16 protein-coding genes are annotated in these 14,941 nt (G+C 44.5%); 7 read left to right on the top strand and 9 right to left on the bottom strand.

What is annotated here, in order from left to right:
- Positions 1–227: 227 nt before the first annotated feature.
- From AB4583_RS16165 to AB4583_RS16150, 4 genes are all read right to left on the bottom strand, one after another.
- Positions 228–668 (bottom strand): PAS domain-containing protein, encoded by a 441-nt coding sequence (locus tag AB4583_RS16165; RefSeq protein WP_017062430.1) that lies wholly within the window; start codon positions 666–668, stop codon positions 228–230.
- Position 669: 1 nt separating this feature from the next.
- Complete coding sequence (locus tag AB4583_RS16160; RefSeq protein WP_029236531.1) at positions 670–1,674, bottom strand: response regulator; 1,005 nt, start codon at positions 1,672–1,674, stop codon at positions 670–672.
- Between the two features lie 319 nt (positions 1,675–1,993).
- A complete protein-coding gene (locus AB4583_RS16155; RefSeq protein WP_010430578.1) occupies positions 1,994–2,239 on the bottom strand; it encodes a hypothetical protein in 246 nt (81 codons plus the stop codon).
- 200 nt (positions 2,240–2,439) lie between these two features.
- Positions 2,440–3,792 (bottom strand): MATE family efflux transporter, encoded by a 1,353-nt coding sequence (locus AB4583_RS16150; protein ID WP_372118294.1) that lies wholly within the window; start codon positions 3,790–3,792, stop codon positions 2,440–2,442.
- A 100-nt stretch (positions 3,793–3,892) separates the two neighbouring features.
- Between AB4583_RS16150 and AB4583_RS16145 the strand changes: the two genes are divergently transcribed.
- Both AB4583_RS16145 and AB4583_RS16140 read left to right on the top strand, forming a co-directional pair.
- Positions 3,893–4,867, top strand: a complete 975-nt coding sequence (locus AB4583_RS16145) for a LysR family transcriptional regulator (protein WP_017068435.1) — start codon at positions 3,893–3,895, stop codon at positions 4,865–4,867.
- A gap of 42 nt (positions 4,868–4,909) precedes the next feature.
- Entirely contained in the window at positions 4,910–5,809 is a 900-nt protein-coding gene (locus AB4583_RS16140) for a DMT family transporter (RefSeq protein ID WP_017068434.1), read from the top strand.
- A 158-nt stretch (positions 5,810–5,967) separates the two neighbouring features.
- Here AB4583_RS16140 and AB4583_RS16135 read toward each other — a convergent pair whose 3' ends face one another.
- Both AB4583_RS16135 and AB4583_RS16130 read right to left on the bottom strand, forming a co-directional pair.
- Positions 5,968–6,387 carry a VOC family protein gene (locus tag AB4583_RS16135; protein ID WP_017065925.1) on the bottom strand — a complete coding sequence of 140 codons (420 nt, stop codon included), beginning with the start codon at positions 6,385–6,387 and terminating at the stop codon, positions 5,968–5,970.
- A gap of 205 nt (positions 6,388–6,592) precedes the next feature.
- Entirely contained in the window at positions 6,593–7,486 is an 894-nt protein-coding gene (locus tag AB4583_RS16130; RefSeq protein ID WP_017065985.1) for a DMT family transporter, read from the bottom strand.
- 299 nt (positions 7,487–7,785) lie between these two features.
- Here AB4583_RS16130 and AB4583_RS16125 point away from each other — a divergent pair, with 299 nt between their 5' ends.
- Positions 7,786–8,406, top strand: coding sequence for a heme-binding beta-barrel domain-containing protein (locus AB4583_RS16125; RefSeq protein ID WP_017062436.1), 621 nt, complete (start codon positions 7,786–7,788; stop codon positions 8,404–8,406).
- Between the two features lie 71 nt (positions 8,407–8,477).
- On the opposite strand, the gene AB4583_RS16120 is transcribed toward AB4583_RS16125, so the two are convergent.
- A complete protein-coding gene (locus AB4583_RS16120) occupies positions 8,478–9,458 on the bottom strand; it encodes a bile acid:sodium symporter family protein (protein WP_032546192.1) in 981 nt (326 codons plus the stop codon).
- Positions 9,459–9,803: 345 nt separating this feature from the next.
- On the opposite strand from AB4583_RS16120, the gene AB4583_RS16115 reads away from it, so the two are divergent.
- Entirely contained in the window at positions 9,804–10,070 is a 267-nt protein-coding gene (locus tag AB4583_RS16115; RefSeq protein WP_017068432.1) for a DUF3081 domain-containing protein, read from the top strand.
- Between the two features lie 34 nt (positions 10,071–10,104).
- Positions 10,105–10,716 (top strand): CIA30 family protein, encoded by a 612-nt coding sequence (locus AB4583_RS16110; protein WP_017068431.1) that lies wholly within the window; start codon positions 10,105–10,107, stop codon positions 10,714–10,716.
- A gap of 122 nt (positions 10,717–10,838) precedes the next feature.
- Here the strand turns inward: AB4583_RS16110 and AB4583_RS16105 are convergent, their stop codons facing one another.
- Positions 10,839–11,864 carry a zinc-binding alcohol dehydrogenase family protein gene (locus AB4583_RS16105; protein ID WP_102394463.1) on the bottom strand — a complete coding sequence of 342 codons (1,026 nt, stop codon included), beginning with the start codon at positions 11,862–11,864 and terminating at the stop codon, positions 10,839–10,841.
- Between the two features lie 200 nt (positions 11,865–12,064).
- Here AB4583_RS16105 and AB4583_RS16100 point away from each other — a divergent pair, with 200 nt between their 5' ends.
- On the top strand, positions 12,065–12,997 hold the full coding sequence (locus AB4583_RS16100; protein WP_137002266.1) for a LysR family transcriptional regulator: 933 nt from the start codon (positions 12,065–12,067) through the stop codon (positions 12,995–12,997).
- A gap of 146 nt (positions 12,998–13,143) precedes the next feature.
- On the opposite strand, the gene AB4583_RS16095 is transcribed toward AB4583_RS16100, so the two are convergent.
- Positions 13,144–13,530: a hypothetical protein gene (locus AB4583_RS16095; protein WP_102394466.1), complete on the bottom strand. Its 387-nt coding sequence runs from the start codon at positions 13,528–13,530 to the stop codon at positions 13,144–13,146.
- Positions 13,531–13,937: 407 nt separating this feature from the next.
- Here AB4583_RS16095 and AB4583_RS16090 point away from each other — a divergent pair, with 407 nt between their 5' ends.
- Positions 13,938–14,921: a hypothetical protein gene (locus tag AB4583_RS16090; protein WP_102333937.1), complete on the top strand. Its 984-nt coding sequence runs from the start codon at positions 13,938–13,940 to the stop codon at positions 14,919–14,921.
- The last annotated feature ends 20 nt before the right edge of the window (positions 14,922–14,941 follow it).

The raw sequence follows: 14,941 nt of genomic DNA, 5'->3' as shown, positions 1-14,941 counted from the left end.
GGCAGGTTAGATGCGCTTATTTATGAGAACCCAGCGGATACAAGCCGCTGTTGATAGAGCCTAACAACAACTCGACTAAAGTTAACGAACACGGAACGCCTTTCTTTAGTTCGAACTCATTACTACAGGATCAGATACAAAAATGGCCAAGGGGATTAACCTTGGCCATTTTTATTTGGTTTTCAGAGTGCTCTTATAAGGCGATTCAATTTTCACCTTAAGGTACGTCAAGCCTTTTTCTGAGACATCAGAGCTTCAGCAGTCGCATCTTGAATCGACAAGAACAAGGATGTCACTTGCCCCGTTGGAGAACGCATCGGGTTAAGCGTGACGTTCTGATACATAAAGTCGGCTTGCTGAGTTACTGGCCTCACGTTGCGGCACTTAAACAGATAAGGCCTTTGTTGCCACGTTATGAAGCTACGGCAGCCTAGGTCATAAACCGGTTTTGTTTTAAGCCTAAACCACTCTTCAGGAATTTCAGGGAATAACTCAAAGATCGACTTACCGATCGCATCATGCGATTGCTTACCACTATGGTGCGTCATGAAACCATTCCAGACTTGTACCTGAAAATCACGGTTAATAACCACCAGCCCCATATCGACGTTTTGAACCATGTCGACCATCCAGTGGAACTGTTCAAATTCAGCAGGAAGATTCAGCATATTAAAACTCCTCCATTAGGTAGGCCAATTTGTTGTCTAGAAGAGGCAGAGACTCATCAACGAACATAAACAGAAGGTCACAACGGATAGAAGTGCCGTCGATGTTGTAGCTGACTTCGAACGTCATGGTCTTTTTAAATGAGCCGCTGGTATTTTCAATCACCGAATCAATCGAGATGTGTTGACCTAGCAGCACAGGAGAGCTCTGGAAGAAACGAACTTCCGACTGCTCCCCTAACCCATTCAAGAATGAGCCGACTAAGATGTTCGATACATCCATCAACAACTCTAATTCTTCTAGCTGCTCGCTTTCTGTTGGCACCTTCATGAGCTTCTTAAGATCGCTCACACTGGAATCACTCAACAAAACTAGCGCTTCACCTGCAATGCCTTCTCCACTGAAGCCTTGGCAAACACCCGACACTTGGTCGTTATCCGCTAGGTCACGAAGTGCCATGTGCAATTCACTCACTTCGAAGATGTTAACGTTCGGCAGCGGTAGGTGAACAAACACATTAAAGTGACGAGCCAGTGCATCAGCGGCACGGCCTATCGCTACGTTCGCGACTTCCATATAGATATCGCGTCTGCGAAGTATTGGCAGTTCTAAAGCGGTTGGGGTAATGATTTGAGGTTGTTTTGGCGGCTCGACATGCTCACGTAAAATGGCTTTTAGCGCTTCTTTATCGATCGGCTTTTGCAAAAATGCTTTGGCGCCAAGATCCAGCACCTTCTGTTGTGCTTTTGGTTGTATGTCACCAGAAACAACGACAACTGGCGTGGTATCGCCTAAACGTTGCATCTCTTCCAATGTGCCATAGCCGTCTAATTCCGGCATGGTTAGGTCGAGGAACATCAATTTGAATTGGTTTTTAGCGAGCTCTTCAAGTGCATTAAGCCCATGAACAGCAAAAGTTATATCTGCATTTAGAGAACTAGGCAGTGACCGAGCCATCTGCTTCCTTGCTAACGCAGAATCATCACATATAAGAACTGGGAACGACATAAATGCACCACTGACAAATTAAAGCTAATTCGACCGAGTGTAACAGAACATTATGGTATCAGGTACGGGGTGAATGGATTTATGTGCAGATTATTAGTAAGAATGATGAAACAGGTGGGTAAGCTATTATTTCGCATTATTCTTCATGAAAAACAATATGCTACAAAGGTAATAGCCAATCCTTGCTGTTGAGTAATAGCACTATTATATTTAACAGCAGCCTTAACAAGCGGGTTTATTAAGGCTCGACTGACTCATTCATTGAACGGCTTTATGTAGCCATGATAGAGAGCTATCCAACAAAGCTAATGCAAGAGAACTAGAACTGATATGAAGGCCATAAAATCAGTAATGCGAAACGTATGATCACAGCAAATACCAACAACGCGATCCCCAGGCGATACCATTTGTATTCGGCGATGTTCATTGGGATACGCTTGTAGAACATCGTAATCACGCCTTTCCAATCGCTACTGCGTCTTCCGTACTGCATCATGCTCGTCAAAACAAACAGTGCGCCAAGCACTAACATTCCTTTTTCAGCCCAGAACAATCCAACTTCCATTTGTGTATTCCTTGATAAAACGGTGAGCAACTCAAATCATTCTAGTCACCTTTTAGCTCGGTTTCTGTAAGACCAAGGTCTAAATTACGAAGTACGCAATTTAGGGCTTATAGGTCATTGTTGGTAATTGATAGTTCTCGGTCAGCAATACAACGTTTATCGTTCAAGGTTCCATGGTAAAGGCGAGCATCACAAGCAAATCACGTATAAGCATGATTCGACAAATCTGGAGATTGGTTGTTCTTTTGAATGACACGCATCAATTGGATAAGCAGCAGAATACCTGTCACGCCTAAGCCAACACCGATTCCGCCCCAAATCCCTGCCAATTCGAACTTAGGCATCAAATACCAAGCCGCAGGCAAGCCAAATACCCAGTAACCGATGGCAGTCATCACGGTTGGCATAGAGACAATCTTCATGCCTCTTAGCAGGTTAATCGCCAGTAGCTGCCAAGCATCAACAATAAAGCACAAAGCAACGACCCAAATCACAGAAGCCAGTAGTGAAGTCATAGCACCCGTGCCATCGTCTAACTTGAAGATAGAAGCGATCATCTCAGGCCATATAATGAACACGGCCGACAACGCCACACTCAACACCGACACCAATATGAAGCTTTGAATCGAGGTTCTTTTGATGCCTTCGTAGTTGCCCGCGCCATAATCACGGCCTACTAAAATTGCGGCAGCTTGCGAGAAACCGAAGTTGAAGTTCCACGTAAAGCTTAAGCATTGCAGCAAGATTTGGTGCAGCGCTAGAGAAGCAATACTGATCGTGCCCGCCATCAAGGTGCCACCGTAAATCAAGCCATGCTCAAGTAAAGCAGCCAAGCCGATAGGTAGACCCATCAACAACAATGGGCTCATCAACTTGATTGAATACTCTTCTGTATTTAGCCAAGGGGCGAACTGCTTAAACTCGTCACGCTTAAATACCCAAACCGTATATCCAACCATCACGATAAATGCCGCGATAGCCGTACCAAGCCCTAAACCTGTTAAGCCCATGTCTAATTGGAAGGTGAGAAAGTAGCTCACTGGCACATTCAGAATTACGGTGATAATCGACATCACAAGAATGGAGCGCACGTTGCCAAACGCACTGGTTAAGCCACGAAGTACCAACAAGATAAGCGAAGGCAACATTACCCACTTCAAAGCATGGACATATTCCATGGCTAAAGTGATCACTTCTGGTGGCTGTTTGGCTGCTTCTAATACCAACGGAGCAAACCAGAAGCTGGCCATTAAGGTCACGCTGAGCACGAATGCCAACATGGTTGCGCCTTTCACCGCCAATCTAATTTGAGTATTACCAAACTCAGGGCGAGCTACTCGCTGACCATAAGCGATCGCAATCAAATTCGCGACACAACCCACGGTGCTGCTCGCAATAATGAAGATGAAAAAGTAGATTGAGGCACCTAAGCCACCAGCCGCAAGGGCTGACACACTGATACGCGACATCATCCAAACATCAGTAAGGACTAAAGCCATAGAGATCAGCTGTGAAATGATCAAAGGGAATGCAAGAGTGAGTATTTTTTTCATGAGCGCCTCAGTTAATTTCGCCCAAAATACGATCGATGAGGCTGGCGTTCAATTGATAAATTTGCGACTCTAACATTCCATAAACTCATGCGAACGAATTATGACCCCATATCCTAGCTTGCCATCATCACATAATGGCTTAAAAGCCTTTGAAGCTGCCGCAAGGCTGATGAGCTTTACTCTGGCTGCCGAAGAGCTGCATGTGACACAAAGTGCGATCAGCCGACAGATCAAACAGCTTGAAGATGAGTTAAACGCATCACTGGTTATTCGTAAGCATCGAGCCATAGAATTAACGGTACAAGGTCATGATTTGTATGTGGCTTTGCGAGAAAGCTACGGTAATATCGAAGCTGTTATCGCCTCTTGGAGTGAGCCCAAGCAGAAGCGTATCGTGATCAAAGCGACTCTGAGTTTCGCGACGCGAGTATTGATCTCCAAAGTTCGGGAATTAAACGAGCGTTATCAAGATCATGAGATCGTCATTGTTCCTGTGATTGAGGAAGACGAATCGATTAATAGTAGTGAGTATGATCTACTGATCTTCCACACGCGTTTCAAAAAACGCTATGACAAGGCACCTGACATTACCTTCTTGCGTGAAGAGTTCATGGCGCCGGTTTGCTCTACTAGTTTAACCACCAAAGACACCGACCTTGATTCAATCTTAACCTTGCCAAGGCTGCATCCAACCTTAGATCATCACGACTGGAAAGTGTGGCTGGCCGATGTTGAATTCCCACCAAAGAAACCTGTCAGAAATACCAGCTTCTTGTCTTTAGATATGGCGCTCAGTGCCTGTCTATCCGGTGAAGGGGTTACGGTCACGGATCTGTTGTTAGTTCAACAAGATCTCCAACGAGGCTTCTTGTACTGCCCTAGAAATGCAAAAATCCAACACAGTGCTTGGACTTACTTCATGCACCAGCGTAGTCACACGCCTATCATCAACGACCTTATTGAATGGCTTAGAGAAGAGACAACAAAAGAGATCGAGTTGCTGAAAGTACTCGCACAGCAATATCAATGGTTTGGTGTAATAGAACAGGACAAAGACTTTGGTCGGCTCTTCTAAACTAAGTTATGATTCCTGTTCCCTCAACCGATTGATATTTTTATGTCTTCTTTCTCTTTTTCACAAATCCCTGTTGGGGTTCGATTCATGATCCTCTCCGCTTTTGGATTCGCACTGATGTCAGCTTGTGTGAAATACATCAGCAATTATGGCATTCCTGTATTCGAAATTGTTGCAGCAAGGGCTTTGGTGTCTTTGATCATCAGTTATATCGACGTTAAGCGAAAAGGCATTTCGATCTGGGGAAATAACAAACCTTTGTTGTTTGTTCGAGGCGCAGTTGGTACAGCAGCCTTGATGTGTGTTTACTACGCTGTGACCACTTTGCCATTAGCCGAAGCGACCATTCTACAATACGTTCATCCTGTATTTACCGCCCTACTTGGCGTGTTATTTCTGAAAGAACGCGTCCAAAAATCGACCATGATCTGCATTGCGTTCTGCCTAGCTGGGCTATTAGTGATGGTACAACCAAGTATGAACAGTGGCGCGAGCAGCGAGTTACCGCTATTCAGCATTATGGTGGCGTTATGTGGTGCGTTTGGTAGCTCAATTGCTTATGTGATTGTGAGAAAGCTGAGCCAGACGGAAGACAGCTCTGTCATCATCTTCTACTTCCCACTGGTTGCTCTGCCAATATCGACAGTCCTTATTTGGAACGACTTTGTATGGCCAAGTCTATTCTTAACCGTGATGCTCGTGTTAGTCGGTATTTTCACTCAGATAGGCCAATACGGTTTGACCAAAGCGATGCAGACTCAAGCGGCGGGTAAAGCTTCGGCTTACTCATACGTCCAGATCGTCTTCTCGGCACTGTTAGGCGTGTGGATCTTTAATGAAATTCCATCGGTTTGGACTTATCTAGGCGGTGGCCTGATTGTGACTGGCGCGCTGATTAATGTGTTTGGCAAACAACTGTTGGTGCCTTTTAAGGCTAAATAAACAACCCAACAACTGAGCTAAACATCAGCTAAATAATCAGCTATTGCATAGACCTAAAAAGGGCATTGCGGATTATTCCACAATGCCCTTTTCTATAAATGCTCTCTAGCGCGCTTTCATTCAGCTAACCAACTTTAACAAAGCGGCGTATTACGTAACTAACTCGTGGCATTTCGTAACTTAGGGTCATCACTTAGGTATTCAACGAACTCGATTTCAAAGCCTGCCGGATCCACAAAGTAGACATTTTTTCGATAAGGTTCTTCAGCGCCAGGTTTAGCAATCGGGAAACCCGCATCGATAAGACGTTGAGTGACGCTTTCGATATTATTGGTCACATAAGCGAAGTGCGCGAGGCCAACAGAGTGCCCTGCCAAATCTCTGTTTTCACCCTCACCGTGATCACTCAATGCGATGTATTGGTACTCGTCGCCAAAATGCAGCCAGTTACGTGGCTTGCCTGACCATTCACCTTTTCCTTCATCACGAACGTACCAGTGTGGAAACGCCGCTTTATAGAAAGTCAGCATTTCAGGGATGTCCTTGACGACTAAATTCACATGTTCAAGTTGGATCATTCTTCTCTCCTTAAAGTATTCTCGTAAGCAACGTTGCACATCCTAATACCTCAAGTTAAGTTGAGGTAAAGCACTAATTTGCATTTATTTCGAGAACGTTTTTAGAGCCCAAATTGTCGTATTTTGAAGCGATACAAACCCTAAGTTTAGACGACCTTCCCTGATGTGGTTTATTTGGAATCCAGAATGACTGAGAGACAAGCCGCTATGGTTTAGGCGGAGTAACCTCAACTTCTAAAGCGGCTCGGTCTCTCCACTTGAAAACCTTCTTCCATTTAATCGGCATCATTGGAATAACGATGAGACTAATGCCCACCAGCGTCAGGATGTCTGGAATCTCATCGAACCACATAACACCAAACAATGTTACGAACACCAACCCAGAATATTCGGCGAGCGCAATCTGGTTGGCCGGTGCTTTTTTGTAAGCCACCACCACAAGCGCATGGTATCCAAGTACGAACAAGTTGATTGCCATGATCCAACCAACATGACGCCATTCGAGCGCAGACCAAGTTGGCAGCGCTAATGCCAGTGCAAGTGGCAGAGTCATAATGCTGGTCCAGAACAGAGTTGAGATGATGTGTTGCTCTGCATTCAAGCGTTTAATCAAGATATTACCCACGCCCATCGCAAGCGCACTGCCTAGCCCAGCAATCGCCGCCCAATGAAATTGTTCAGGGCGTAACACGATTAATACGCCCACAAAACCAATCAGGGTCGCGATCACTTTTGAAGATGTCGGCCTTTCTTTCAACAGCACGATCGACAAAGGCAGCATAAGGATTGGTCCAACGTAGAACATCGCGTTTGCTGTCGCCAAAGTAAGGTGTGTAATGGCGATCATCGCGCAGCCACTCCCCACTAAGATAAATTGAGCCCTTAAGAAGTTGATTCGGCAACCGCCTTTCATACGCGTCTCTCTCGGTAACTTTAACCAAAATGGAAGCAACAAGATCACGCTCAATAGCTGACGGATAAACACGTACTGGAACGTAGGGACTTCGCCATTCAGTATCTTCAATGATACGTCTGAAAAAGACGCAAGTAGGTTTGCGAGCACCAAAAGCAAAATGGCGTGGTTAACAGCTTTATTCATACAGGAGTAAGATTACACATTTGTCATACAATTATGGGCGCACATCATACATGAGAATTTGAAATGTGTAATAGCAAAATTAATAAGGCTCAGACTAATGCAATTTTGAATTAAACCTCGATGAACAAATCACAGCTATTCGTTCAATATTTAGCCGCATTAATATTCTCTTATTGACTGATACATCAAGTTACAAATCGCTTTCATATTAACCAAGAACACTGATCTGGGTTAATAAATTGGCTTCACAATAACCTTACTTTTAATGTGGTCAGATAATTACAAAAAAGGAAGTTAAAGTGAAAAAATTATTAGCACTTGGTATCGCAGCGGTAATCTCGGCTCCAGCAGTAGCCGACCACAACACAATCAATGGTATGGATTTTGGTCCACTCGCAAAGTTAGTCGGCACATGGAAATCAGTCGAAACTGGCGGCGTTGATATTTCTCCAGGCCAAGAAGGCACAGAAGTGGGTGCAGGTGGTCCCGCGGTTACACCATTCTATGAAGTAATGACGTTTGAGGTTGCGGCAGATGCAACCAATGCCAGCGATCAATATCTGGTTGCTCTGTACTACAAACAAGAAGTATTCAGAAAGGCCGACGACTCTAAGTTCCACGATCAACGTGGCTACTTCATCTACGACCAAAAAAATCAGGTCGTCTACAACTCTTACTGCGTACCACGCACCACATGTGTCACCGCAGAAGGCCCTGCTGGCGATACAATGACGTTAGTTGCGTCTAAGCGTGGCATCGCTGAGTCCGAATACATGACGGACAACGCAACCACCACGGGCTTCACGATGAACATTAGCATTTCAGACGATACGCTGACGTACTCTCAAACAACAGGCTTAGAGATCTACGACAACGCATTTGCTCATACAGATTCAAGCACTCTAATTAAAGTGAAGTAGATTCAAATACAAACGCCTTTCACAGCGAAGTGAAAGGCGTTTTTCTGTTGTACTTGTAACAACAAACAAGTTTAACTAGATTGTGTATCAACCTTGGCGTAACGGTTGGCTAGCACTGCACAGTAAAAGATCTGAATCGGGTGATAAAGCATGATTGGTAGTAATATCATCCCTAGATTAGGGTTGTGAGCAAAGATCACCTTAGCCATAGGAATACCTGCCGCTAAGGTCTTCTTAGTACCACAGAATACTGCCGCGACTTCATCTTGATGATTGAATCCAACCTTTCGGGCACTCCATTGAATGCCGTGTACCATCACCATCAATACCACTAAACAAATCACCGCTGACAGCAACAACAGCATTGGTGAAAAGTCGCTCCAAATACCGTGTTCAATAGAGTCACAGAAAGCACTGTAGACGATCAGAAGTATCACGTATTTATCTAACTTATTGACCACTGACTTGTGTTTCTGAGTCCATTCAAAAAGTAACGGGCGCATCAACTGGCCGACAATCATTGGCAATAGCAGCATTTTAGATATAGAGATCACCGATTCCATCAGGTTTAGCTCTGCACCTTCCAACCCCATAAAGAGCTGGATCAGTAGAGGCGTAATGAACACGCCTAAAATACTAGAAAGTGATGCATTGAATATCGCACCCGGTAGGTTTCCTTTTCCAATCACCGTCATCGCGACCGAAGACGAAATCGTACTCGGTAATACGAAGAGGTAACAGAAACCAAAGGCCAGAGCTGCTGGCATATAAGCGACAAAGCCTTGCCCGAATATCACCCAAAGCAGTGGGTAAACTAAGAATGTCGCGCTTTGTACAAAAACATGCAGCTTCCAATTCGAAAGCCCCTCAAGAATGGCTTTGGGAGACAAACCCAAACCGTGTAAGAAAAACACCAAAGCGATGCCGAGAACAGTCACCGTATCGAGATGAAGTACCCCACCCGATTTGCCCCAATCCGGCGTAAAAACAGAAACGACCATAGCCACCACCATCCCTACAAGAAACCATTCCTTTTTCAGTTTTTCTATCATGTTGACACGCACTTTCTGTAGATTCCATTTCAGCCAATAACAAGGCTCCGATGCTATTTATCCTATCGACTCTAATTTTAATTAACCACCATAAACGCAAATTAAGCTCGTCTTTATCTTGAGGGTTAACGTTGTTATTCGAGTTTGTTACGCACGCTTCGCTCTGGATTGAACAGATGTATGGAATGATGATGAAATATTAGAAAACAGCGGTTTATCGAGAAGGTAAGACCCTTTCAGTGATCGGGGCACAGAGGTAAGCCGTAAGGATATGAAAGAAAGACGTAGGCAATCTAAACACCAAAGATCAGCCTATTCTCAAAGATAACGCAGCGGGAGTAACACATGGACAACAGAATCACCATTATTGAATTTCTCAGAGTATTTGAGTTTATTCGCTCTTCCGGTGAGCAACGGGACAACAAATATCTAGTGGGCGAAATGACGGCTTGGCATGATTACGACGGTTACACCTGTTGGCTAAGCTATAAAGACGTCACGGTGACGCTGATGTTTCACGGTTCGCTAAAAATTGAGTACGACAACGCTTCAAATTACTCTGAATTTATTGAGCATTGTATGGGTATGCTTGCCACTGAACCTTCTCCATAAAACGCGAACAGACTAACGGGTAACGGAGACAATCATGAACGAAACGGCTTCATTACTTAAGCGAAGACACCCTTTTTGGCTAGTACTCAGCCTCTCCTTTTTATGGTCTCAAGTATCTGTAGCAGGCATAGGTATGATTGATTTTATACAACCGAACGAACACAAGAATTGGACAGCGACCAACGACGATGTAATGGGTGGCATCTCAACGGGCGGGCTCATTTATCTTGATGATATGAGTCGATTTAGGGGCGAGCTATCGTTAGAAAACAATGGTGGTTTCAGTTCTGTAAAGCGCTCCATTGAATCACCTGCCCATGAAATAGATAGTGCAGAGCTATTATTCTTTGGTGATGGTCGCACCTACCAACTGAGGTTTACAACATTGAAGGACGGCAATCGAGTTCAATACAAACACGATTTTGATACCTTTAAGGGACAGCAACTTAACAAGGTGTTCCACTTCAATGATTTTCAAGCGGTATTCAGAGGTAGGCTACTGAGCGATGCACCGGAACTTAAGGCACGAGACATCAAACAAATCGGCTTTTTGATTGCAGACAAACAGCCATCGCCTTTTGAGCTAGACCTAATACAGCTTCACTTCAAAACATCGCAACCTATCACATCACCAGAAGCTGACTAAACTGACTAAACTGAAAACAAACAAAAGCCCCTGATACCTTTTGACTAGCAATCAGATATCAGGGGCTTCTTCTATTTAAACCGTCAACGACTCAAAACAACGACGGATTAAAACATCAGCAATTAGTATTTGATGGCAGTTTTACCAATCGAGGCACTGCTCTCAATGCGTTGGTGTGCATCTTTGATTGTATCCACACTAAAGCCATTTAGGGTCGTGGTTAGAGTCGTTTTAATACGGCCCGAATCAATCAGATTCGCGGCTTGGAATAGGATGTCTTGCTGCTTCTGGATATCTTCGGTGTTAAACAATGAACGCGTGAACATCAGCTCCCAAACAAAGCCTGCTGATTTTCCTTGCAGCGCTGATAAGTCAATGCCACCATCAAATTCAACAATCGAACTGATCATGCCTTGCGGTGCGATCAACTCAACCATCGCATCCCAGTGCCCTTTTGTATCAGCAACATTGAAAATGTAGTCAACATGTTGAATGCCTTGCTCTCGCACAGACTCAACAAGGTTACGGTGGTTCACCACATAGTCCGCTCCCATATCTCTTACCCACTGCTCCGTTTCAGGTCTTGAAGCTGTTGCGATAACATTTAGGTTGGTCAGTTGCTTAGCCAGTTGAATCGTAATTGAACCAACACCGCCTGCTCCACCAATGATCAGGATAGACTTTTTCTCTTCAGGACGAACACGCAAGCGGTCAAACAATGCTTCCCAAGCCGTAAGCGTTGCTAGTGGCATAACGGCTGCAGCTTCATCAGAAAGGCTCTTCGGCGCTTTAGCGGTAATACGGTAGTCCACAGCTTGGTATTCTGCGTTAGCACCCATGCGTGTTACGTCACCCGCATAGTACACACGGTCACCGACTTTGAAGCCTTCAACGTCAGCACCTTTGCCAACAACTTCACCGACTGCGTCATAGCCCAGCACTTTTGGCTGCTCAAGAGTTTTGTCTTTGGCATTACGAATACGAATTTTTGCGTCAGCAGGGTTGATAGAAGTCGCGCTCACTTTTACCAGCAAGTCATTATTTTTTAGTTCTGGCAGACTCGTTTCAAACTCAAACAAACTGTCTTGTTCTGTAATCGCAAGTGATTGAGTAAATCCGATAGCTTTCATTTTTGATGGTAGTGACATTGTGCTTTCTCCTTGAATTAGACGAGTTAATCTTAGTCAATTCTCACTCTAGATAAACCGCCTAATATTTGAATAATTCTCAAATAATTTTTGATAGTAAGATGTATATGCGCAGGAAAAATACTAAGATTAGCAATTTGAAAATGCCTAATTTATGGGTAACCGAACAACCGATTCAAGGTTCAGAACAGGGAAACGAAATGCTTCTTGAAGACTTACAGGTCATTTTGAAAGTGGCGGAGTTTCGCAGTATCACCGCTGCAGCCACCAACCTCGATATGCGTACTGCCACAGCAAGTGCAGCGGTAAAACGTGTTGAAGCGGCACTCGGTGCGGAGTTATTTGTAAGAACCACGCGCCACCTAAGGCTCTCTTCAGCTGGCGAGCGTTATTTACCGGAATGCGAACAAGCCTTAAAGATGTTGGAGCAAGCGAAGCTCAACATGCGCGAAGAGCTTGGTATTCTTGACGGTGAAATTCGCATAGCGCTTTCATCAGATCTAGGACGCAACCTAATCACACCTTGGTTAGATGAGTTCTTGCTTGAATACCCAAAGGCGACGCTTCGCACTAGCATCAGCGATAGCAATATCGACTTCTACCGAGATTCCGTCGATATGGCGCTGCGTTACGGCTCTCCGACCGATGCGAACATGTATGGTTTCAAGATATGCGATGTGCCGAGGATATTGTGTGCGGCTCCTGAATACTTGGCTGAAATGGGCACACCAAAACACCCGAGTGACTTAGCTCAGCACAATGGTTTGCTTTACCAACTCCATGACATGTTGCAAGACGAGTGGGTGTTTAACGATGGTACTCAAGATCATAAAGTGAAACTAAAAGGAAATCGCGCTTCGAACGACGCAGACCTTGTAAGACGTTGGTGTATCGCAGGTAAAGGGGTGGCAATAAAATCTTGTCTAGACATGTCTCCTCACCTGCTTTCAGGCGAAGTGGTTAAAGTTATGCCTGAATTTAAGCCGACACCTACCGAGCTGTGGTTAGTGTGTCCAAGTCGTCAATCCATCACCCCTACTGTGCGTCTACTGAGAGATTTATTCAGAGAGAAAACCGCTGAGATCCTTTCGCAACTGAGCAAACAAGGCATTACAGAAGGCACAACATCTTAAGGTTTAATGTCGCTTATATAAGAAGCAGAGAGACAAAAAAGGCGTTAGCGAACTTCAATTCGCTAACGCCTTTCATCATTAGAACATCATAGCTGCATGATGAACCTTAATAAGAGTACTTAGTTTAATACTCTTAATACAAAAGCTTAGTTTGACTCGTCTTCAACATCGCAGTCTGCGCAGCACTGAAGAGCAATCTCATGTTCGAAGGTGATGGTGTCTTTACCTTCTTCAAGTAGCTCTGCGATTTCGTCTGCCACTTCTTTTTCATCATCCGCTTCGATTCCGCTTGCTAGCTCTTCTTCTGAATAACCGAAGAAGTTCAGTAGTAAATACTCACGCGCTTCATCTTTCGTACAAACCACGTCCGCTGAAAGATCAGGAGTAACCTCGCCTTGTGCAAGTGTTGCTGTCACTTGTGCGATAGCATCGTCTTTCATCGCAGGCGTTAACCAACCAAGATCAGTACTTACTGTCGTTTTTTTACAGTCGAAGCAAGGCAGTTGGTGAAAGTAGTATTGAAAGGTAGTCATAGGTAAATTCTTCTTTAAATGTTGTATAGCGAGATTATGCGCGTTTTGTAGCAAAATACTATCTCAATCACAACCTGAAACCGCTTCGTTCTAAGTATTTTTCAAGCTCCGCGCAAGCTGATGTGATCATCCTATAAAAGCGCTGTTTTGCGCATGCTTACTCAGCTTTACGCTTGTTTACATTTGTACGGGTAATATATGCCTTATCAGATAACAAGCGTGGCACCTCACAAATATTTTGGCTCTTGCTTAGTTTCGTCGCTCCAGCTGTTAGCTATGAGATCACGGCTTACTTAGCTACTTAGCTCGGATTTGTTTGAAATAGCTTTGTTTTCAATTAACTTACTTGCACTTGGCTTATTTTGAACCACGCTTATTTAAATAACCCCTTCTCGGATACCCAATCAATGATCATCAAAAAATATCAAGCCCTTGCCCTTTCATCGGTTGCTTTGCTCGCTACAGGCTGCTCACCATCATCAGATACGCCTTCGGTCAGCAACATCAGTGATTACCAAGGCTCAGCGAGTATTACTCAAGGTGTGGCGACCACTGTTGAATCGAATCTCTTTGAGTGTGCAAACGGACGTAGCCGAGTGGCGGGCGTCGGGGAAATTATGGACTCAGAAGGAAAGGTTTGGACGGTTCCAGCCAAGAACAACTTTGCGACAGGGCCAAAAGCCTTTGATCTTTATGAAGAGTGCTCAAACACCACACCAAGCAGCCTAGCCGAAGTCGATCAAAGCTCTGTACCGGTAGCTGTTGTGGATCAAGACGGTGAGGAAATAACAGGTTATATTTTTGCCGATAACTATTTCGAACTTTATATCAACGGCAAGTTAATCGCGGTAGACACCGTTCCTTTCACACCGTTTAACTCAAACATCGTCAAATTTAAGGTGAAGAAGCCTTACACGATTGCGGTGAAAGTGATTGATTGGGAAGAAAACCTAGGTCTTGGCAGCGAAGATAACCGCGGAAAGGCATACCACGCTGGTGATGGTGGCTTTATCGCGAGCTTTAGTGACGGAACCGTGACAGGTCCAGACTGGCAAGCACAAACCTTTTATACCTCACCGATTTATGACCTGACTTGTTTGAGTGAAGTGGACGGGAAGCGTCTTTCTGAAAGCTGCACCACGGAAGGAACTGACCACGGTCAAGATGCCTACGCCGCTCATTGGGAAACACCAACCAACTGGATGAACCAAGAGTTCGATTCAACATCTTGGCCTCTAGCATCGGTATACTCAGAAGACGATATTGGCGTGAACAATAAAAAAGCGTACATGAACTTTATCGAAAAATTCAGTGGTGCTGGCGCAAGCTTTATCTGGTCGACAAATGTCGTTCTCGATAATGAAGTGCTACTGAGATACGAAGTTAAATAGCTTTATTCCTTTGTAAGCAA

Origin of the sequence: Vibrio sp. 10N.222.49.C12 (genome assembly GCF_041475025.1) — a bacterium.
GTDB lineage: Bacteria > Pseudomonadota > Gammaproteobacteria > Enterobacterales > Vibrionaceae > Vibrio > Vibrio crassostreae_C.
Note: the sequence above shows the minus strand (reverse complement) of the source record. Positions and strands in the feature narration are given on the sequence as shown.

Coding starts and splice junctions, on each gene's coding strand:
- AB4583_RS16165 (WP_017062430.1), bottom strand. CDS start 668: ATGCTGAATCTTCCTGCTGAATTTGAACAGTTCCACTGGATGGTCGAC.
- AB4583_RS16160 (WP_029236531.1), bottom strand. CDS start 1,674: ATGTCGTTCCCAGTTCTTATATGTGATGATTCTGCGTTAGCAAGGAAG.
- AB4583_RS16155 (WP_010430578.1), bottom strand. CDS start 2,239: ATGGAAGTTGGATTGTTCTGGGCTGAAAAAGGAATGTTAGTGCTTGGC.
- AB4583_RS16150 (WP_372118294.1), bottom strand. CDS start 3,792: ATGAAAAAAATACTCACTCTTGCATTCCCTTTGATCATTTCACAGCTG.
- AB4583_RS16145 (WP_017068435.1), top strand. CDS start 3,893: ATGACCCCATATCCTAGCTTGCCATCATCACATAATGGCTTAAAAGCC.
- AB4583_RS16140 (WP_017068434.1), top strand. CDS start 4,910: ATGTCTTCTTTCTCTTTTTCACAAATCCCTGTTGGGGTTCGATTCATG.
- AB4583_RS16135 (WP_017065925.1), bottom strand. CDS start 6,387: ATGATCCAACTTGAACATGTGAATTTAGTCGTCAAGGACATCCCTGAA.
- AB4583_RS16130 (WP_017065985.1), bottom strand. CDS start 7,486: ATGAATAAAGCTGTTAACCACGCCATTTTGCTTTTGGTGCTCGCAAAC.
- AB4583_RS16120 (WP_032546192.1), bottom strand. CDS start 9,458: ATGATAGAAAAACTGAAAAAGGAATGGTTTCTTGTAGGGATGGTGGTG.
- AB4583_RS16115 (WP_017068432.1), top strand. CDS start 9,804: ATGGACAACAGAATCACCATTATTGAATTTCTCAGAGTATTTGAGTTT.
- AB4583_RS16110 (WP_017068431.1), top strand. CDS start 10,105: ATGAACGAAACGGCTTCATTACTTAAGCGAAGACACCCTTTTTGGCTA.
- AB4583_RS16105 (WP_102394463.1), bottom strand. CDS start 11,864: ATGTCACTACCATCAAAAATGAAAGCTATCGGATTTACTCAATCACTT.
- AB4583_RS16100 (WP_137002266.1), top strand. CDS start 12,065: ATGCTTCTTGAAGACTTACAGGTCATTTTGAAAGTGGCGGAGTTTCGC.
- AB4583_RS16095 (WP_102394466.1), bottom strand. CDS start 13,530: ATGACTACCTTTCAATACTACTTTCACCAACTGCCTTGCTTCGACTGT.
- AB4583_RS16090 (WP_102333937.1), top strand. CDS start 13,938: ATGATCATCAAAAAATATCAAGCCCTTGCCCTTTCATCGGTTGCTTTG.